General features: G+C 40.6%; 14 protein-coding genes, 1 tRNA gene and 1 riboswitch. Of the genes, 6 read left to right on the top strand and 9 right to left on the bottom strand.

Translation table 11 applies throughout. The features are described 5' to 3' along the window. Positions 1 to 49: 49 nt before the first annotated feature. Positions 50 to 2,764, top strand: coding sequence for a putative LPS assembly protein LptD (locus tag BQ5338_RS05200; RefSeq protein ID WP_071145709.1), 2,715 nt, complete (start codon positions 50 to 52; stop codon positions 2,762 to 2,764). 89 nt (positions 2,765 to 2,853) lie between these two features. Here the strand turns inward: BQ5338_RS05200 and BQ5338_RS05195 are convergent, their stop codons facing one another. Next, on the bottom strand, positions 2,854 to 3,516 hold the full coding sequence (locus BQ5338_RS05195; RefSeq protein WP_071145896.1) for a uracil-DNA glycosylase: 663 nt from the start codon (positions 3,514 to 3,516) through the stop codon (positions 2,854 to 2,856). A 14-nt stretch (positions 3,517 to 3,530) separates the two neighbouring features. Next, complete coding sequence (asnA, locus tag BQ5338_RS05190; protein ID WP_071145708.1) at positions 3,531 to 4,568, bottom strand: aspartate--ammonia ligase; 1,038 nt, start codon at positions 4,566 to 4,568, stop codon at positions 3,531 to 3,533. 209 nt (positions 4,569 to 4,777) lie between these two features. Between asnA and BQ5338_RS05185 the strand changes: the two genes are divergently transcribed. Next, positions 4,778 to 4,850, top strand: a tRNA-Arg gene (locus BQ5338_RS05185). Between the two features lie 77 nt (positions 4,851 to 4,927). Here BQ5338_RS05185 and BQ5338_RS05180 read toward each other — a convergent pair. The 4 genes from BQ5338_RS05180 to lysS form a co-directional block, all read right to left on the bottom strand. Then, positions 4,928 to 5,659: an inorganic diphosphatase gene (locus tag BQ5338_RS05180; protein ID WP_071145707.1), complete on the bottom strand. Its 732-nt coding sequence runs from the start codon at positions 5,657 to 5,659 to the stop codon at positions 4,928 to 4,930. A gap of 545 nt (positions 5,660 to 6,204) precedes the next feature. Then, complete coding sequence (locus BQ5338_RS05170) at positions 6,205 to 7,542, bottom strand: glucose-6-phosphate isomerase (RefSeq protein WP_071145705.1); 1,338 nt, start codon at positions 7,540 to 7,542, stop codon at positions 6,205 to 6,207. Positions 7,543 to 7,624: 82 nt separating this feature from the next. Then, positions 7,625 to 8,620, bottom strand: a complete 996-nt coding sequence (locus BQ5338_RS05165; protein WP_071145704.1) for an NAD(P)H-dependent glycerol-3-phosphate dehydrogenase — start codon at positions 8,618 to 8,620, stop codon at positions 7,625 to 7,627. Positions 8,621 to 8,624: 4 nt separating this feature from the next. Next, complete coding sequence (gene lysS / locus BQ5338_RS05160) at positions 8,625 to 10,361, bottom strand: lysine--tRNA ligase (RefSeq protein WP_071145703.1); 1,737 nt, start codon at positions 10,359 to 10,361, stop codon at positions 8,625 to 8,627. A 207-nt stretch (positions 10,362 to 10,568) separates the two neighbouring features. Between lysS and BQ5338_RS05155 the strand changes: the two genes are divergently transcribed. Then, entirely contained in the window at positions 10,569 to 11,924 is a 1,356-nt protein-coding gene (locus tag BQ5338_RS05155) for an MATE family efflux transporter (protein ID WP_071145895.1), read from the top strand. A 5-nt stretch (positions 11,925 to 11,929) separates the two neighbouring features. On the opposite strand, the gene BQ5338_RS05150 is transcribed toward BQ5338_RS05155, so the two are convergent. From BQ5338_RS05150 to accC, 3 genes are read right to left on the bottom strand one after another with little or no spacing between them, the layout of a single operon-like run. Next, positions 11,930 to 13,459 carry an acyl-CoA carboxylase subunit beta gene (locus BQ5338_RS05150; RefSeq protein WP_071145702.1) on the bottom strand — a complete coding sequence of 510 codons (1,530 nt, stop codon included), beginning with the start codon at positions 13,457 to 13,459 and terminating at the stop codon, positions 11,930 to 11,932. A 1-nt stretch (position 13,460) separates the two neighbouring features. Beyond that, positions 13,461 to 13,973, bottom strand: coding sequence for an acyl-CoA carboxylase biotin carboxyl carrier protein subunit (locus BQ5338_RS05145; RefSeq protein WP_071145701.1), 513 nt, complete (start codon positions 13,971 to 13,973; stop codon positions 13,461 to 13,463). A 10-nt stretch (positions 13,974 to 13,983) separates the two neighbouring features. Then, positions 13,984 to 15,498, bottom strand: coding sequence for an acetyl-CoA carboxylase biotin carboxylase subunit (gene accC / locus BQ5338_RS05140; RefSeq protein ID WP_071145700.1), 1,515 nt, complete (start codon positions 15,496 to 15,498; stop codon positions 13,984 to 13,986). Between the two features lie 197 nt (positions 15,499 to 15,695). Next, positions 15,696 to 15,882, bottom strand: a riboswitch (cobalamin riboswitch). A 146-nt stretch (positions 15,883 to 16,028) separates the two neighbouring features. Here accC and BQ5338_RS05135 point away from each other — a divergent pair. The 3 genes from BQ5338_RS05135 to scpA all read left to right on the top strand — a co-directional run bounded on the left by BQ5338_RS05135 (position 16,029) and on the right by scpA (position 21,126). Then, the gene (locus BQ5338_RS05135; protein WP_071145699.1) at positions 16,029 to 16,658 is read left to right on the top strand and encodes a cytidylate kinase-like family protein; all 630 of its coding nucleotides are present in this window, start codon (positions 16,029 to 16,031) and stop codon (positions 16,656 to 16,658) included. Between the two features lie 411 nt (positions 16,659 to 17,069). After that, positions 17,070 to 18,965 carry a methylmalonyl-CoA mutase small subunit gene (mutA, locus tag BQ5338_RS05130; protein ID WP_071145698.1) on the top strand — a complete coding sequence of 632 codons (1,896 nt, stop codon included), beginning with the start codon at positions 17,070 to 17,072 and terminating at the stop codon, positions 18,963 to 18,965. A 16-nt stretch (positions 18,966 to 18,981) separates the two neighbouring features. Beyond that, positions 18,982 to 21,126, top strand: a complete 2,145-nt coding sequence (gene scpA / locus BQ5338_RS05125) for a methylmalonyl-CoA mutase (RefSeq protein ID WP_071145697.1) — start codon at positions 18,982 to 18,984, stop codon at positions 21,124 to 21,126. Positions 21,127 to 21,287: the final 161 nt, after the last annotated feature.

The raw sequence follows: 21,287 nt of genomic DNA, 5'->3' as shown, positions 1-21,287 counted from the left end.
TTGATGAAGAATGCGTACTTTTGCCTCCCTAAGCGTAAACTATTAGTTGATGACGCCATTGAAAGCAAATACAATTATATCATTCATACTACTGTTTGTTTTATTGACACTTTCCGTAGAGGCAATGCCTCAACGCCGAAAGCAAAGTCCAGTTTCGAATGTGTCGGTTGCCGATACGCAGAAAGTCGATACAGTTAAGAATGACTCTTTGGCTTCACTCTCGATCAAGAAGAAGCAACCCCTTAGTGCCCCTGTTGTTTATGAAGCGAATGACTCCATTGTTTTTACTCAAGGAGGATATGCTCACCTTTATGGTCAGGGAAAAGTGAATTATGAAAAGATCGAACTTGCAGCTCAAATTATCTCGATGAATATGGATAGCAGTACGGTTTACGCTCGTGGTGTGCCTGATTCGTTGGGCGTAATGCAAGGTGCTCCTGTATTTAAAGATGGTGAAACTCCTTATGAGACTAAAGCTATTCGATACAACTTTAAAAGTAAAAGAGGCTTTATTAGTAATGTTGTCAGTCAGCAAGGAGAGGGGTATGTCACTGGTAATAATGCTAAAAAAGGAGCTGATGATGAACTCTTTATGGTAAATGGGCGCTATACTACTTGCGACCATCACGATCATCCACATTTTTACCTTCAATTAACTCGTGCTAAAGTAAGACCTAAAAAAAATGTCATTACCGGGCCAGCTTATCTAGTAGTCGAAGATGTTCCTCTTCCTATTGCGGTACCATTCTTTTTCTTTCCATTCTCTAGTAGCTATTCATCGGGTATCATCATGCCAACCTATATGGATGATTCTAGTCGCGGATTCGGTTTAACGGGTGGAGGATACTATTTTGCAGTCAATGATAAAATGGATCTGAAAGTGCTAGGAGATGTTTTCACTAAAGGTTCGTGGGCACTGGGAGTTGAATCTACCTATAATAAGCGGTATAAATATTCCGGCTCTTTGCAAGCCAATTATCAAGTGACTAAGACTGGTGATAAGGGGTTAGCCGATTATTCGGTTGCAAAAGATTTTAAGATTGTGTGGTCTCATCGCCAAGATGCCAAAGCCAGTCCTAATAGTACTTTCTCGGCTAGCGTAAATTTCTCGACTACTAGTTACGAACGAACAAATATAGGCAATTTATATAATTCACAACTCTTATCTCAGGGAACTAAAACATCGAGTGTTGCTTACTCACGTAGCTTTCCTGATCAAGGATTGACACTCTCGAGTACTTTTAATATTTCCCAATCATTGCGAGATTCTTCTATTGCAGTGACATTGCCGGATCTTAACATTTCTTTGAGCCGTATCTATCCCTTTAAACGTAAAGCGGCTGTGGGTGATGAGCGTTGGTATGAGAAGATATCACTTAGTTATACCGGACGCTTAACAAATAGCATTAATACAAAAGATAATATGCTTTTTAAGTCGAATTTGGTAAAGGATTGGAAGAATGGGATGAGTCATACAGTTCCGGTTAGTGCCACTTTCGCTCTCTTTAAATATTTGAATGTCACTCCTTCGTTTAATTATACTGAAAGATGGTATACTCGTAAGGTAATGAGAGGCAGGGATGCGTCTAATGAGGATGTTCCCACGGACACTATCTATGGGTTTCATCGTGTATACAATTACAATACGAGCTTAGGGGTGAGTACTAAACTTTATGGAATGTATAAACCTCTTTTTGCAAAGAGCAAAGAGATACAAATACGCCATGTGATCACTCCTCAGGTTAGTCTTAGCATGGCTCCTGATTTTGGCGCTTCCAAATATGGCTATTATGAATCTTATACGTACCTCAATTCTTCGAATCAATTGGATACTGTTACTTATTCTCCTTATGCTAATGAGGCGTTTGGAGTGCCGGGAAGAGGTAGACAGGGAACGGTTAGTTTTGACCTTTCCAATAATATTGAGATGAAGTATAAAACCCGTAATGATTCTATCCGTAAAGTTAGCCTTATTGATGAGTTAGGAGGTAGTATCTCTTATAATATGGCGGCGGAGACAAAACCTTGGAGTGACCTCTCGTTGCGTTTGCGTTTGAAGTTTTCTAAGAACTATACATTGAACCTGAATTCTTCTTTTGCTACTTATGCTTATCAATTTGATAAGAATGGTAAGGTGGTGGTCGGTGACCGCACAGAATGGTCATATGGGCGCTTCGGGCGTTTCCAGGGATGGGGCTCTTCATTTAATTATACGCTCAATAATGACACTTGGAAGAAACTGTTTGGTTCAAAAGATGAAAAGGCGAATGATAAGACGAAAGGGAAAAACGATGCTGAGAAAACGGATTCAGAAGGTACTCAGGAAGAGGAAGGGGAAACCAAAACCAAAAAGATAGAGAAAACTAAGCTGGATGCTGATGGCTATCAGTTGTTCACAATGCCTTGGTCGTTGAACTTAAGCTACTCCTTTAATATTAGCGAAAACACTTCGGCGCATATCAATGAAGAAACAATGCGTTATCCATATAAATATACGCAAAACCTGAGTGCTTCGGGCAATATCAAGATATCCAATCGTTGGAGCATGAGCTTTAATTCTGGATATGACTTTGAGGCTAAAAAGATTATTCAGACAGCTTTTACTGTTTCGCGTGATTTGCACTGTTGGAATATGTCGGCTAGTATTTCTCCTATCGGAACCTATCGATATTATAACTTCACGATTCGTGCTAATGCAAGCCTTTTGCAAGATTTGAAATGGGAGCAACGGAGTCAGACTCAAAGTAATATTCAGTGGTATTAACCTAGATAGAATGATCTAAAATAGCCCCGGTACCAAAATCTTAATTGATTGTTGTACCGGGGCTATTTTGTATTGTTACCTTTAATGTGTCACCATGCTATTTCTGTTTCTTCGTGAACTTTAAGATACTCATTTGTTTTGCTAAAATGTTTGTTTCCAAAGAATCCATTGTAGGCAGAAAAAGGAGAAGGGTGCGCAGAGCTGAGAACCAGATGTTTGCTTCGATCAATGAAAGCTCCTTTCTTTTGCGCATAAGCTCCCCAGAGTATGAATACCAAATGTTCCCGTTCTTCTGCTAAGGCTTTGATGGCTGCATCAGTAAAACTTTCCCATCCTTTATTCTGATGTGAACCTGCTTGATGTGCACGTACAGTAAGAGTAGCGTTTAGTAATAAAATTCCTTGCTCTGCCCATCGGGTAAGATTGCCTGAAGAAGGTGCATCTGTTCCTAAATCACTTTTGATTTCTTTAAATATATTCATCAGTGATGGTGGAAATCGAACTCCATCGTTTACTGAAAAACAAAGCCCGTGTGCTTGTCCGGGGCCATGGTATGGGTCTTGCCCAATAATGACCACTTTCACTTTATCGAATGGGCATAGGTTGAACGCGTTGAATATTAGTTTGCCCGGAGGGAATATTTGAGAGTGGGAATATTCATCTTTCACGAACTCCGTAAGGTTTTGAAAATAATCTTTCTCAAATTCAGGTTGTAAGTGCTTCTTCCAACTTTCTTCTATCTGAACATTCATCATTTATTACTCATTTAGATTAAAGTCATGTTCAGACTTTCGCACTCTTTTCTCATCTCGTCTGGCCAGATGCTGGCTTGTATTTCTCCAATATGTGCTTTGCGCAAATAGTACATGCATAAGCGTGATTGCCCGATTCCTCCGCCGATAGAGAGAGGAAGTGTATCATTCATCAATCGTTTGTGGAAGTAAAGCTCTAATCTTTTCTCTTCTCCTTCTTCTTTCAACTGTCTTTGTAGGGCTTCTTTATCTACACGTATACCCATAGAAGAAAGTTCGATGGCACGTTGCAACACTTCATTCCATAATAAAAGGTCTCCGTTTAGTCCGGGGAGTCCACCGTCGCTAATACTGCTGTAGTCATCATAATCGGGAGCGCGTCCGTCATGTTTCTTGCCATCACTCAACTTACCGCCTATACCAATGATAAATACAGCGCCATATTTCTTTGTGATAATATTCTCTCTGTCCTTTGGTTCTATATCAGGATATAGCTGCCTAAGTTCTTCGGCATGAATAAAATGTAGCTTTTGAGGTAAGCAAGGTTTAATTTGAGGATACATTTCGTATACCATGTACTCTGTGCGAATCATAGCGGCATAGATGCGGCTTACAATTTCTTTCAGGAAACTGATGTTCCGATCTTCACGAGTAATCACTCTTTCCCAGTCCCATTGGTCTACATAGAGCGAATGGATGTTGCCTAGTTCTTCGTCCGAACGGATGGCATTCATATCTGTGTAGATGCCATATCCCGGTTCGATGTGGTAATCGGCTAGTGTCATTCTTTTCCATTTAGCTAAGGAATGAACAACTTCTGCTTGGGCGTCATTCAAATCTTTAATGGGGAATGAAACAGCTCGTTCTACTCCATTTAGATCATCGTTGATACCCATTCCCTTCAGAACAAAGAGCGGTGCTGTAACACGGCGTAAACGTAATTCTGAGGATAAGTTCATCTGGAAAAAATCTTTGATTTGTTTAATACCTAGCTCGGTTTGTTTTAAATCAAGTAGTGGCTTGTAATTCTCCGGTTTTATTAGATAACTCATAAGTTTATTGTTAGTTGGTTGTTGGCAAAGATAGAAATAATATTTATAATTGCTTCGTTGTTGACTTGATTTGTTTGCTATTTGACTCTTTATTCGTCTTCTTTGTGTCAAAATAACATTTCTATTTTCTTGTTTCTATCTGCGCAACAGACAAAAAAGGCTTAATCATTAGGAGAATGCACAGTTTTTTTCTACTTTTGCGTCGCTTTGGCTTGGTAGCTTAGTGAATAGAGCGTCAGATTCCGGTTCTGAAGGTCGTGGGTTTGAGTCCCACCCAGGTCACGATAAACGTATTTAGACTTATAAAAAGGCATTTACCGAGTAATTGGTAATGCCTTTTTAATTTTAAACATTCTTGTCTATCTTTTCAGCGCTATAGCCAGTTTATCCCACGCATCGCAGAAACTTTGCATAGACGGGAATAATAGGTTGGCTCCGGCATCAAGCAATACTTGCGGATCAAGTGGCCCGGTATTAACTGCTATAGTGAAGATACCGGCTGCAACGCCAGATTCTACTCCAAGCGGAGCATTCTCTACAACGATAGCTTCATTTGCTTTCAAGCCTCCTTTTTCCAATGCCATAAGGTAAGGTTCTGGATGAGGCTTCCCATATTTCACGTCAAAAGCAGTTACCATAAGTTCGGGGCGAAACATCCCCGGGAAGTTTTCTTCCAATCTATTCAGTAGTGTACTTTGTCCTGAGCCTGTCACAACTGTGGGAACGATCTCGGCTTCTTTTACTTTTTTAAGTACTTCCCATGCACCGCTCATGCGTTCGGCCAAAGGATGCTTATTGAACTCTATGGTTTTTTCATTATAAATAGCCTCTATCTCTTCGGGAGTTGCCTCGCGTCCGCATTGGCGGCGGCATACAATATTGATTGTTCCCGCACCGGTTCGCCCTTCGTGGAGATAGGCCTCTTCTTTGCTTAGATGCAATCCACGGGCAACCATTACTTTATGCCATGCATCGGCATGGTAAGGCATGGAGTTGAATAATACTCCATCCATATCGAAAAGAACGGAACGCAGTTGTATGCTGCTATAATGATGCTTAGCCAGATATTGACTGATTGCTTTTTGAAACATATTAAAGACTTATTGGTGAGTTGCAAAGATACGAATTACCCGATAAATGAAAGCTAATTCTTTATGGTTTAGAAAAAGAAACATGGCATCGTCTGAAAAGCTGAGAACTGTATTGTTTGTTAATGTGGACAAGTTATGTTCTGTGAGCTCATTCTTGTCAATAGCATGTTTATAGATTATTAGCGGAATAGAACGTTTTAGAGTAGAAATGCACATTTACTTGATAACCCATGATGTGTTGAGCGAAGAGAAACCGTCTTTTGAAGAAACTCAACCGTGCAGTTGGCCAAACATAACTGTCTTTTTGTGGAAATGAAACCGTCTTTTTACTTAAAAAAGGTTTTTTATTGGTTGAATTTTGGTGTAAGTGCAAAAAAAAGGAAGAAGTCTAAACTTCTTCCTTTTATCGTATTTTAATCTGAATATACTTTATGATTACTCTAACAAAGATAATACATTTACTAGCCAAAGTCAAGCCTTGCGACAAAAAGAACTCATATTCTTCTCATATCTCTGTGTGTGAATCGGCTATTTTATTCAGCTAATTAAAGTTTTGACTGAATTGCTTTAGATTCTTCCTCATATCCGGGTTTGTTCAGCAATGCAAACATATTCTTTTTGTAAGCTTCCACACCAGGTTGGTTGAATGGGTTCACTCCCAAAATGTAACCGCTAATGCCACAAGCTATTTCAAAGAAATAAAGTAACTGACCGATGTAATATTCACTTAGTTCAGGAATCACGATACGTATGTTAGGTACATCTCCATCTACGTGAGCTAATTGGGTACCAAGCTCAGCCATTTTGTTCACTTCATCTACTCGTTTGCCAGCTAAGAAGTTCAATCCGTCCAAGTTTGCTTCATCCGAAGGAACTAGCATCGTATGATTTGGTTTTTCAACAGAGATTACTGTCTCATAGATGGTACGTTCGCCTTCCTGAATCCACTGTCCCATTGAGTGAAGGTCAGTCGAGAAGTCAACAGCCGCAGGGAAGATACCTTTATTCTCTTTTCCTTCTGATTCTCCGTATAGTTGTTTCCACCATTCACTTACGTAGTGCAGCTTTGGGTTGAAATTAACAAGTATCTCAATTTTCTTTCCGTTCTTGTATAGTTCGTTGCGGGTAGCAGCGTAAATAGCAGCAGGATTCTCGGCAAATGGGACATCTAAACCGCAAGTTTTCTCCATGTCGGAAGCACCGGTAACCAAATTTTCTATATCAAATCCGGCTACGGCAATAGGCAGTAAACCTACAGGAGTAAGTACAGAAAAACGTCCGCCAACATTGTCGGGGATAATGAATGATTTGTATCCCTCTTTGTCTGCAGTGATGCGGGCAGCACCTTTCTTTGCATCCGTAATGGCCACGATTACTTTTTTAGCCATTTCCTTACCGCGTTGTTGCTCGCATTGCTTCTTTAGTAGGCGGAATGCAAGAGCTGTTTCAGTAGTAGTACCCGATTTTGATATATTTATGAGCCCAAACTTCTTATCTTTCAAGAACTCGGTCAGTTCATATAGATAATCTTCTCCAATGTTATGGCCGGCATAGACGATCGCAGGCGCTGTCTTCTTATCTTGCAGCCAAGTAAAGCTGTTGGATAACGCTTCGATCACCGCACGCGCACCAAGGTAACTACCACCAATTCCTGCTACGATCACTATATCGCAGTTTTCTCTAAGCGTTTGAGCAGTGGCTTTTATGTCAGCCAAATGTTCTTTGCTGATAGAAGAAGGCAAGTGAAGCCATCCCAGAAAATCGTTACCTAGTCCAGTTCCATTTTCTAATGCTTTCTGCGCATCTTTAGCCAAAGCCTCGTAGGCGAAAACCTTTTCTTTGGAAATGCATCCAGCAGTCTTTTCAATATTCAAACTAATCATATATTTTTTGTTTAAAGGGTTTGTAATTGATTGCTTAATCCTTTATTGCTCAGGCAGCATGTGCAGAAAAGGTTTTTAAAGATTATCTGAACGAGTCCGTGAGCAATTTAATCTCTATCATAGGTGAAATACGTTCGTATAGTATGTTATAAACAGCATCAAGTATCGGCATGTTTACATGGTGATGTTTATTTAACTCCTTGATACATTTTGTTCCATAGTATCCTTCGGCAATCATTTCCATTTCAATCTGTGCGCTCTTTACAGAGTATCCTTTTCCAATCATTGTCCCGAAAGTACGGTTACGGCTGAAATTAGAATAGCTGGTAACCAACAAATCCCCCAGATATACAGAATCGTTTACGTTTCTGTCCAAAGGGTATACTGTATTAAGGAAACGGTTCATCTCTTGTACAGCATTGGATATAAGCACAGCCTGAAAGTTATCTCCGTACTTTAGTCCGCTACAAATGCCTGCGGCAATAGCATATACATTCTTTAGCACAGAACTGTATTCGATACCGGTAACATCGCCACTGACGGATGTTTTGATATAACTACTTCCCAACTTACGCGCAAATACGCGTGCTTTATCCTTGTCTGGACAAGCAATAGTCAGATAAGATAAGCGTTCCAGAGCTACCTCTTCGGCATGGCATGGGCCACCTAAAACGGCAATATTTTCTTCTGGGACACCATACTCTTTGGCGAAGTACTCCGATACAATCAAATTGTCATCGGGCACAATGCCCTTAATGGCCGTGATAATGAACTTTTCTTTTATGCGGGTTTTTAGTTTCTTTAGGTGAGTTTTCAGGTATGGAGAGGGTGTGACAAACACAAGCGTATCTGAATCTTTCACCACGTCATTGATGTTAGAACTAAAGTTGATGCGCTTGGTGTCAAACTTTACACCTGTTAAATAAGCTGGATTATGGCCCAACCTTTTGAAGTCGGCTATACGGTCGTCGCGACGCATATACCAATTTATCGATTCTTCTTGCGCCAGTACCATTTTTGCAATGGCCGTGGCCCAACTTCCTCCTCCCATTATAGCTATCCTGCCGGGTAATTTCATTATTTTACGAATTAAGTCTCTTAATCCATTCGGTTACATCATTCACCGATGGGTTTGCTAACTCTAATTTGTATTTTTTGTTCACTCCACAGATGTCTTGATGCAGTTTCTGTGGGTTAACGTCTTTCATATCATCTACCAAGTTATATCCGGCCTTTTGAATAATAGGAACCCATTCTTCGGTTATTCCTAGTTCCGTATACTTGCTGGTGGAGTCCTTTTTTATACTCTTTTCGGGGCGCATTTGTGGGAAGAAGAGAACTTCTTGGATCGTTGTTTGTCCTGTCATTAACATCACCAAGCGGTCCATGCCGATACCCATACCCGATGTAGGAGGCATGCCATATTCCAAGGCACGCACAAAGTCTGTGTCAATAAACATAGCTTCATCATCTCCCTTTTCACTTAGGCGGAGTTGGTCTTGGAAACGTTCCAGCTGATCAATAGGATCATTGAGTTCTGAATAAGCGTTACACAACTCTTTTCCATTCACCATTAGCTCAAAGCGTTCTGTCAGTTCGGGGTTGGTACGATGTTTTTTTGTCAACGGAGACATCTCCACAGGATAATCGGTGATGAAAGTGGGTTGGATGTAATTGCCTTCGCAGAACTCGCCAAATATTTCGTCAATGAGTTTACCTTTACCCATTGTTTCGTTAATTTCCATATTCAACTTCTTGCATATTTCACGTACTTCGTCCTCGCTTTTACCCGACAATTCGTATCCGGTAAACTCTTTAATGGCCTCGAACATCGTTGCTCGTTTGAAAGGTGCTTTGAAGCTGATTGATTTGTCGCCTACTGTAACCTCTGTGGTACCGTTCACATCCATACAAATCTTTTCGAGCATCTGTTCAGTGAAGTTCATCATCCAGTTGTAGTCTTTGTAGGACACATATATCTCCATACAAGTAAACTCAGGATTGTGTGTACGGTCCATACCTTCGTTACGGAAGTTCTTAGAGAACTCATAAACTCCTTCGAATCCACCTACAATCAGGCGCTTTAGGTATAGCTCGTCTGCAATACGCAGATATAAAGGAATATCAAGGGCATTGTGATGTGTCATGAATGGTCTTGCGGCTGCTCCACCGGGGATAGCTTGCAATATAGGAGTTTCTACTTCCATATATTCTCTTGCGTTGAAAAATTCACGCATAGAAGAATAAACCTTATTTCGTTTGATAAAGATCTCTTTCACGCCGTCGTTAACCACTAGGTCAACGTAGCGTTGGCGATAGCGCATTTCCGGGTCTTCAAATGAATCGAAAACCATGCCATCCTTATACTTTACTGTTGGCAGCGGTTTGATAGATTTGCTTAGCACAGTAAGCTTTTGGGCGTGAATACTGATTTCACCCATTTGTGTTTTAAACACAAATCCTTCGATGCCCACAAAGTCGCCCAAGTCGAGCAAGCGTTTGAATACAGTGGTGTATAAGTCCTTGTTTTCTTCCGGACAGATGTCATCTCTGGTTATGTATACTTGAATGCGACCTTTAGAGTCCTGTAGTTCAATAAAAGAAGCCTTTCCCATTACGCGGCGGCTCATTATACGCCCTGCAACAGATACTTGACGAGGTTCACCCTCTTCACCGTCTTTAAATTCAGCTTTTATATCAGTAGAGAAAGCATTGGTTATATACTCAGCAGCGGGGTAGGGCTCGATGCCCATTGCACGGAGTTCATTCAAGCTATTGCGTCGGATGATTTCCTGTTCACTTAATTCTAATATATTCATTTGTTACGTATTAACTCGATATTCGGAGGCAAAAATACGAAACATTTCTTATATTATGGCACGATTTACATGCTAATTAATGAAAGCCTTCCTTTCGCTGCATGCATAATTAGTACGATAGGCTACGTGAAAGAATCTTTTCTTTGTGGCTTATATTTCGGCTAGTGGCGGAAAATGTGTACTTTTGTAAACTCAAAAAAACTACATATGACAATGCAAAAAACTCCGACTGCGCTGGGCACCGATAATATCGGAAAACTTTTGATGCAGTACGCTATTCCTGCTATCATAGCAATGACTGCATCTTCTTTATATAACATGGTTGACAGTATTTTTATCGGGCAAGGAGTTGGTTCAATGGCCATTTCAGGTTTAGCCTTGACTTTTCCGCTGATGAATTTGGCCGCTGCTTTTGGCTCCCTTGTAGGGGCAGGAGCTGCTACGCTTGTTTCTGTGAAGCTTGGACAGAGAGATTACGATACAGCTAAGAGAGTTCTGGGCAATGTTGTTGTCTTGAATGTCGTTATTGGACTTCTTTTTTCGGTGGTTACTTTGTGCTATCTTGACCCCATTCTCTATTTCTTTGGAGCTAGTGAGCATACGATTGGTTATGCGCGAGACTATATGAAAGTCATTCTACTAGGTAATGTTGTTACACACCTTTATCTGGGATTAAATGCAACTCTTCGATCTTCGGGACATCCGCAAAAAGCCATGTATGCTACGATTGCTACTGTACTTATTAATACTGCGCTTGATCCGTTGTTTATCTTTGGCTTTGGTTGGGGAATTCAGGGTGCTGCTATAGCCACAGTCGTAGCTCAGGTTATTGCTTTAATATGGCAATTCAAATTGTTCACCAATAAAGATGAACTGTTGCATTTTCATCGGGGCATTTTTTGGTTAAAGCGGAAGATTGTTTTCGATTCGTTGGCTATCGGCATGTCTCCATTCTTGATGAACTTAGCCTCTTGCTTTATCGTTATTTTGATTAACCAAGGACTGAAACGATACGGAGGAGATTTGGCTATTGGTGCTTTTGGTATTGTAAATCGCTTGGTCTTCCTCTTCGCAATGATAGTTATGGGCCTGAATCAAGGTATGCAGCCTATAGCAGGTTATAACTATGGTGCTCAATTATATCCGCGGGTAACTCGTGTGCTGAAATTAACGATCTATGCTGCTACGATTGTAACTACAGCTGGTTTTCTGATGGGTATGTTTATTCCGGAGTTGGTAACTTCTATCTTCACGCCTGATGCAGAACTTATTCGCTTATCCTCTCAAGGATTACGAATCATCATCCTCTTTTTCCCTATTGTGGGCTTTCAGATGGTTACCTCAAACTTCTTTCAGAGTATTGGAATGGCGGGTAAGGCGATTTTTCTTTCTCTCACCCGCCAACTGCTTTTCCTCATACCTTGCTTGCTTATCCTTCCGCAATTCTTCGGAACTATAGGTGTCTGGGCTAGTATGCCATGCGCCGATCTTGCAGCAAGTCTTGTCTCAGGATTTATGCTGTGGAGCCAATTTCGAAAATTTAAAGCAATGCAGAAAGCTTAACTTATTTATAAAGGTATGTTTCCATGCTTTTTATGTGGGTTGGTTTGCACTTTGTTTTGTGTCATCTCCAATGCTTGTATCAAGCGAATACGTGTCTGTTTAGGTTGTATTATCTCATCAATACTCCCAAGTTCAGCCGCCTGATATGGGGTGGCAAACTTTTCCCGATAAGCTTCTAATTCCTTCAGTTTGGTATCCTCGTCCGCATTACGATATAAGATGTTGATAGCTCCTTCTGCTCCCATAACAGCTATCTCAGCGGTAGGATATGCGAAATTTACATCTGCTCCCGTTAGTTTACTGTTCATTACGATATAAGCGCCTCCGTAGGCCTTACGTGTGATGACCGTTATTTTAGGAACAGTTGCTTCAGCGTATGCATAGACTATTTTAGCTCCATGGCGGATAATACCGTTACTCTCTTGTGTATAACCCGGCAAGAACCCCGGTACATCTTCAAATGTAATGATGGGAATGTTGAAGCAATCGCAGAAACGAATGAAGCGTGCTGCCTTATCTGAAGCATTAATATCGAGCACCCCAGCCAGATAATTAGGCTGATTTGCTACAATACCGACTGAACGTCCACCTAAATGAGCAAATCCTATCACGATGTTTCGGGCAAAGTCAGGCATGATTTCAAAGAAATAGCGCTCGTCTGCTACGGCTTCTATAATGTTTCTGATATCATATGGTTGGTCCGGATCCTCGGGCACGATGTGTTGCAATTCTTCATCTTCTCGCCGATTATCATCAGTGGTATGTCGGGCGGAAGCATCTTCCATATTATTAGATGGCAAGAAACTTAGTAATTCGCGAATAGACATCAACAGCTCTTCTTCCGTATCACAAACAAAGTGTGTAACACCGCTTTGGGTGCTGTGCGTGTGGCTTCCTCCAAGCTTTTCTTTGTCTATTTCTTCATGCGTTACAGCTTTTACTACATCAGGTCCGGTAATAAACATGTGGCTATGTTCTTTTACCATGAAGATAAAGTCCGTAAGAGCAGGAGAATAGCAAGCGCCACCCGCACAAGGCCCAAGTATAGCCGATATTTGTGGTATTACTCCACTTGCCATGATGTTTTGGTGAAAGATCTCAGCATATCCGTCCAGACTTTCGATGCCTTCTTGTATGCGTGCTCCTCCCGAATCATTCAGTGCAATAATAGGTGCGCCATTCTTTAGAGCTAACTTTTGCACTTTGACAATTTTCTTGGCTGTTGTTGCTCCCAATGAACCACCATAAGCAGTGAAGTCATAGGCATATACAAACGTTAATTTGCCATTTATCTTTCCATATCCACTTACCATGGCATCTCCGGCTATCCGGTTTTTCTCCATGCCAAAGTTGGTACAGTGATTTATCATTAGTTTGTCCAGTTCCACAAATGTGTCTTTATCTAATAAGACATTAATACGTTCGCGGGCTGTCATTTTGCCATTTTGATGCTGTTTTTCTATTTTTCCTAGACCTCCGCCTAATTCGGCTTGTTTATTGAGTTCTGTAAAACTACTGTATTTATCCTTACTCATATTAATCCTTCTTTAAATCGAGTGTTATTAGAATTTGGTTGCCATTAATGGTATCGCCTTCTTTGACTAAAATATTTTTCACCTTGCCATCCGAAGAAGCTTTATAATTGTTCTGCATTTTCATTGCTTCTACTACAATGAGTACATCGCCGGCCTTGATACTCTGGCCTTCAGATACAGGAATGCTAATGACTTTGCCAGACATCGGTGATGTGATTTTATCTTCCGGCATATCCATTGCCTTCTTTTTCATTTGTAGATATTTAGCTTGTGTATCTACTATCTCCACATTAAATGAGGAAGAGAATGTATTAATCTGATACTTTTTACTCTTATCTTGTCGGATTAATTGTGCATTGTAGGATTTACCGTCATGTAAGATTGAACATGCTCCATTCTCAGCCATTACTACATCTACCACAAATTCTTTTCCGTCAATAGAAAGAACAACATTATTACCCTCTTTGCTAACCAATTGTATTTCAGCAACTCTATTGTCGATATGTATTTCCATTGCTTTGTTTTTAAATTCTTAATACTCCTTTATGCAAACCGAACTCTCGCCAGCGGCTAATTGGACGGGCATCGGCATCTAGTTGAGAAGTATTCTCTTCCAGATTCATGAGATAATCGATATAAGTGGCAATCATAGCAATATTTTCTTCTTCTTCACTATGTGAGGTTACGCCTTTAAGCAAGCGTTTACTGTTTTTAGGAATAAAGCCAGTATTATACTTCCCTTTTGTAAAGTCAGAAGTATCTATAACATACCTTAAGTAGTTGATGTTGGTCTTTATTCCGGTAATTTTGTATTCATTGAGCACACGGCGCATACGTTCAATCGCATATTTACGTGTCGTGGCCCATACGATGAGTTTACCAATCATTGGATCATAATATATTGGAATCTCATATCCTTCGTAAACGTAACTGTCAACGCGAACACCAATACCATTCGGTTCTGTTAGTTGGCGGATGATTCCCGGTGATGGTCTGAAGTTAAGTTCTGTGTCTTCAGCGCATATTCGGCACTCGATGGCATGCCCTCGTTGTTTGATGTCACTTTGGGCGAGATGAAGTTTCTGTCCATCTGCTACTTTTATCTGTTCTTTTACCAAATCAATGCCGAGAACCTCTTCTGTGATAGGATGTTCTACTTGCAAGCGAGTGTTCATCTCCAGAAAATAGTAATTGTGATTTTTATCTACTAGAAATTCAATCGTTCCGGCACCCTCATAGTTCACTGCTTTGGCAGCGGCAACCGCCTTCTGCCCCATTTCTTCTCTGAGTGTGTCATTCATGAAAGGAGAGGGGCTTTCTTCTACAATCTTCTGATTGCGGCGTTGTACAGAGCATTCGCGTTCACATAGATGAATTACATTCCCATGCTTGTCGCCCAAAATTTGGAACTCGATATGATGAGGTTCTTCGACGAATTTCTCCAGATATACTGTATCATCTCCAAATGAAGATAACGCTTCCGACTTAGCCATTGTGTAGGCTTCTTCCACTTCGCTTTCGTTCTGTATCAGACGCATACCCTTTCCTCCTCCTCCCATAGAGGCTTTTAACATAATGGGAAATCCTATTTCTTTGCAAAGAGAAATGGCTTCTTCTATGCTTTTTAGGTTCTTTTGTGTGCCAGGCACTACCGGTACTCCCGCTTCAATCATCTTTATTCGGGCCGATATTTTGTCGCCCATTGCTTCCATGGTTTCAGCTTGCGGGCCAATGAAGATGATGTTTTCCTCTTTACATCGTCTGGCAAAATCTGCATTTTCCGATAAAAAGCCATATCCGGGATGTATTGCATCAACTTGATTCTCTTTCGCTACCTGAATAATTTTTTCTATATTGAGATAGCTATCTTTTGATGCTGCCAGACCAATGCAATAAGCCTCATCGGCATACAAGGTATGACGAGCCGTTCTGTCTGCTTCTGAGTATACTGCAACGGACTTTATGCCCATTTCGTAACAAGAACGCATTACTCTGACTGCGATTTCTCCTCTATTAGCAATTAGGATTTTTCTTATCATATTTACTTATTTAAGTTAATGGACGCGTTATAGTCCATTTGTTCTACATAATAACATAAAAACAAATTAAAAAGATCTTTGCCGCTTTTTTTTATGAATGTTCGTGTAGAATGGGAATGAAAGGAAAAGGAACGTAGCTATCCCTGCGAGGAAGGGCGCACTTATATTTCCTGACACAGGCTTTTATCGCGAAGCATTGTCAAAGTAGCATTGAGGCAGGTCTCCTGGCTAACATCATTTTGCCATCCTTCCCATCTTTTCAAGATAGTGGACGTTATACGGCAAAATACTTCTAGTGCTTACAGTTGCGCGACAGCCCATGATTTTCACATGGTTCCCTATTCTCCTCCTTTTTATGGAGGCACCTTAATGATAATAATGAGAAAGAACTTTATTGCTGCAAAGATATGGAATTTAGCGAGATATGGAGTTAATAAATTATTTTTTTGTTTGTACTATTTTACACTTAAGGCTCGTTTCTTTCCAAAATAATCTGTAAGTTTGTGGCAAAACCAATAGATAGAAATACTATGAATGGTAATTATGTGATCAATCTTGGTCGTCAACTAGGTAGCGGCGGTAGAGAGATTGGAGAGAAGCTAGCGGCTAATCTAGGTATCTCTTTTTATGATAAAGAATTGATTAATTTAGCTTCCAAAGAGAGTGGGCTTTGCAAGGATTTCTTTGAGAAAGCTGATGAAAAAGCTTCGCAATCTATTATTGGGGGGTTATTTGGGATGCGTTTCCCCTTTTTAAATGACGCTATAATGCCTTCTAATAATTGTCTTAGCAACGACGCTCTTTTTAAAGTGCAAAGTGATGTAATTCGTAAACTGGCTGCCGAACAGTCGTGTTTGTTTGTGGGTAGATGCGCCGATTATATTTTGCGTGATCATCCCTGTCATGTTGATGTCTTTATCTCTGCTGCATTGCCTGATCGAATAGCACGTGTTTGTAGTAACAGGAAAATTACCGAAGAAGAGGCCGACGAATTAATTAGTAAAACTGATAAAAGGCGCTCAGAGTACTATAATTTCTATAGTTATAAAACATGGGGAGCAGCTGCGACTTATCATTTGTGTGTTGATTCCTCCGTTCTGGGAGTCGATGATACGGCGAAATTCATTCAAGAATTTGTCTATAAGAAATTGACTTTGTAGTTTCAATCCTTAGAATATATCTACATAAGTAATATCTTCCATATTGTTCTTTGCGTGCACGAAAGGGTGAAAGTTGTCCTTTTTTATTAGCTGCACAAGCAATAAATAAGGTCGGTGTGAAGGAATTTATTGCTTTCTCTTAAATTGAAGATAATTTGGATTTCATATCGTCTTTTAAGAATCTCATTAATAGTCTATTAGATTCATTTGGTGGGATAGCCACTCCATACTGAATTTTCTGGTCTGATAAGAGCGAAATATGATAGTGCCGATGGCTTATAGTCGCAATTTTCATTAAAAAAAAGCTCCTCGTTTTAAGTTATTCTGTATATTTGCAGGTCTATAACATTGATAGGAAGAGACAATAAAAGAATAAATATACTATTATTATATTTAAATTTCAAATAAACTATGGCAGACAGTAAAGAAAAACTCTTCTCTGATTTTTCTCCCGTTTCTACGGATAAGTGGATGGAGAAAGTTACGGCCGACCTGAAAGGGGCCGATTTTGAGAAGAAACTCGTTTGGAAAACGAATGAAGGGTTTAAAGTGAAACCTTTCTACCGGATGGAAGATATTGAAGAGTTAAAAACGCTTGATGCGCTTCCCGGTAAATTCCCTTATTTAAGAGGCACTAAGAAAGACAACGTATGGTTGGTTCGTCAGGACATCAAAGTGAGCGACCCTCTGGAAGCTAATAAGAAAGCGTTGGATATCCTTATGAAGGGAATCGATTCTCTTTCTTTCCATATTGAATCAAAATCGCTTAATGCTGAGACGATTCAAATCTTGTTGAAAGGGATTTGCGCTGAGAGCGTTGAACTGAACTTCTCTACGTGTCAAGGGCATGTTGTAGAGTTGGCAGAGCTTTTGGTTGCTTATTTTCAAAAAGAAGATTATGACTTGGCGAAATTGCAAGGTTCTATCAATTTTGACTTCTTCAACAAAATGTTGATTGACGGGAAAGAAAAAGGCAACTTGGTTCAAACAGCCAGAGCATTGATCGAAGCGACTCAGCCACTTCCTTGCTATCGTGTATTGAATGTGAATGCTCTTTCTTTGAATAATGCAGGCGCTTACATTTCTCAAGAATTAGGCTATGCATTGGCTTGGGGAAATGCTTATATGAGCCAACTTACCGAAGCAGGAATCCCTGATACAATTATAGCTAAAAAGATAAAGTTTAATTTTGGTATCAGTTCTAACTACTTCCTTGAAATAGCAAAATTCCGTGCTGCTCGTATGTTATGGGCTAACATCGTAGCATCTTACGATCCTGAATGTTTGCGCGATTGTGAAAGCAAAGGGAAAGAAGATGAATGTCGTTGTGCTGCAAAGATGAAAGTTCATGCTGAAACCACTTCATTTAACCTCACATTATTTGATGCGCATGCAAACTTGCTTCGTACGCAAACAGAAGCGATGAGTGCTGCTTTGGCTGGTGTAGATTCAATGACGGTTACTCCATTCGATAAAGTATATGCAGCACCAGACGAGCTCTCTGAACGTTTGGCTCGTAACCAACAATTGTTGCTTAAAGAAGAATCTCATTTTGATAAGGTTGTTGATCCTGCTGCCGGTTCTTATTATATTGAAAACCTAACGGTATCTATTGCTCAACAAGCATGGGCTATTTTCTTGAAAGTAGAAGATGAAGGAGGTTTTTACGCTGCAGTGAAAGCTGGAACGGTACAAAAAGAAATTAATGAAACAGGTAAGGCGCGTCATAAATCAGTGGCTCAACGCAAAGAAGTTCTACTTGGTACCAATCAATATCCTAATTTCTCTGAGAAAGCTGGAGATAAAAAACCATTAGATGCAAGTGCTACTTGTGGATGTGCTGAGGCTCCTCATACTGATGTTGCTACAATCAGCTTAGAGCGTGCTGCTAGTCAATTTGAGGCATTACGTATGGAAACGGAAGCTGCTGCTAAACGACCAAAAGCTTTTATGCTTACTATTGGTAACTTATCTATGCGCCAAGCTCGTGCACAGTTCTCGTGCAACTTTTTGGGATGTGCCGGTTACGAGGTAGTCGATAACTTAGGCTTTGAAACCGTTGAGGCTGGCGTGGAAGCTGCTATGGCTGCTAAAGCTGATATAGTGGTTCTTTGTTCGAGTGATGATGAATATATTGAATACGCTGTTCCTGCATTCAAAGCATTAAATGGTCGGGCAATGTTTATCGTTGCGGGGTCTCCTGCTTGTATGGACGATCTGAAAGCGGAAGGAATTGAAAACTTCATCCACGTTCGTGTCAACGTACTCGAAACTTTGAGAGAATATAACGCCAAGCTGTTGAAATAATAAAGGAAATAAGAACATGCGACCAAATTTTAAAAACTTAGATATATATGCTGCATTCCAACCTATCAATGGTGCGGAATGGCAAAAGGCTAACGGTATCAAAGCCGACTGGAAAACTCCGGAACACATTGATGTGAAGCCTGTTTATACAAAAGAAGATCTTGAGGGAATGGAGCATCTTAATTATGCTGCCGGACTTCCTCCCTATCTTCGTGGACCTTATTCGGTGATGTACACCCTTCGTCCCTGGACTATCCGCCAGTACGCAGGTTTCTCTACTGCCGAAGAATCAAATGCTTTCTATCGTCGTAACCTGGCTTCCGGTCAGAAAGGTCTTTCTGTTGCATTCGACCTTGCTACACACCGCGGCTATGATCCTGACCATGAACGTGTGGTCGGTGATGTTGGTAAAGCAGGCGTTTCTATCTGCTCTTTAGAGAATATGAAAGTATTGTTCGATGGCATTCCATTGAATAAAATGTCTGTATCTATGACGATGAACGGTGCGGTACTTCCTATCTTGGCATTCTATATTAATGCCGGTTTGGAACAAGGTGCTAAACTAGACGAAATGGCCGGAACTATTCAGAACGATATTCTGAAGGAATTCATGGTTCGTAATACCTATATCTATCCACCTGCATTTTCAATGAAGATCATCTCAGATATCTTTGAGTACACTTCTCAAAAGATGCCTAAGTTTAACTCTATCTCCATCTCTGGTTATCACATGCAGGAAGCTGGTGCTACGGCTGATATTGAGTTGGCTTATACATTGGCTGATGGTTTGGAATATTTGCGTGCGGGTGTTGCTGCCGGTATTGATATCGATGCGTTTGCTCCCCGTTTGTCTTTTTTCTGGGCTATTGGTACAAACCATTTCATGGAAATAGCTAAGATGCGTGCTGCACGTATGTTATGGGCTAAGATTGTGAAACAGTTCAATCCGAAGAATCCTAAATCTTTGGCTTTGCGTACTCACTCTCAAACATCAGGATGGTCACTAACTGAGCAAGATCCATTTAATAATGTGGGACGTACTTGTATCGAGGCTATGGCTGCTGCACTGGGACATACACAGTCTTTGCACACCAATGCGCTTGATGAAGCGATTGCTTTGCCAACCGATTTCTCTGCACGTATTGCCCGTAATACTCAGATATACATTCAGGAAGAAACATACATTTGCAAGAATGTAGACCCGTGGGGAGGTTCGTTCTATGTAGAGAGCCTGACAAATGATTTGGCGCACAAAGCTTGGGAGTTGATAGAAGAAGTAGAAAAGCTAGGTGGTATGGCTAAGGCTATCGAGACAGGTATTCCAAAGATGCGTATCGAAGAAGCTGCTGCCCGTACACAAGCTCGTATCGACTCGGGTTCACAGACTATTGTGGGTGTGAACAAGTATCGTCTTGAGAAAGAGGCCCCTATCGATATTCTTGATATTGACAATACTGCTGTTCGTAAAGAACAGATTGAAGGCTTGAAAGAGCTTAAAGAAAAACGTGACGATGCAAAAGTACAAGCAGCCCTTGAAGCCATTACTAAATGTGTGGAAACAAAAGAAGGTAACTTGTTGGAACTGGCTGTAGAAGCTGCTCGTGTTCGCGCTACTTTGGGAGAAATCTCTTATGCTTGCGAAAAGATTGTAGGACGTTATAAAGCAATAATCAGAACTATATCAGGCGTGTATTCAGCAGAAAGTAAAAATGATGCAGACTTCAAGCGTGCTTGCGAACTAGCCGAGAAGTTTGCCAAGAAAGAGGGACGTCAACCTCGTATTATGGTGGCGAAGATGGGACAAGACGGTCACGACCGTGGTGCCAAGGTAGTAGCAACAGGTTATGCTGATTGCGGATTTGATGTGGATATGGGACCTTTGTTCCAAACTCCTGCTGAGGCTGCTCGCGAAGCTGTTGAAAACGACGTTCACGTAGTTGGTGTTTCTTCACTGGCTGCAGGACACAAGACATTGATTCCTCAGATCATGGAAGAATTGAAGAAGCTTGGTCGTGAAGACATCCTAGTGATTGCCGGTGGTGTAATTCCTGCACAAGATTATGATTTCCTTTATAAAGCAGGTGTGGCTGCTATCTTTGGCCCGGGTACTCCCGTTGCCAAAGCTGCTGGTCAGATTCTGGAAATATTGATGGGAGAGTAATCGTTCACTGATAATCTCTTAATAATTTAAAAAGGCTATCTCCATTGTGAGATGGCCTTTTTTTGACTTATACTTAAGCTTCTTGAATTACAGTACATACAATTTTGGATATTAACTCTTGTTTTCCATACAATTATGTAGGACTGTTATTCAGCACGTAG

This window comes from Bacteroides ihuae (genome assembly GCF_900104585.1).
GTDB lineage: Bacteria > Bacteroidota > Bacteroidia > Bacteroidales > Bacteroidaceae > Bacteroides > Bacteroides ihuae.
This window is presented reverse-complemented; position numbering and strand designations above follow the sequence as displayed.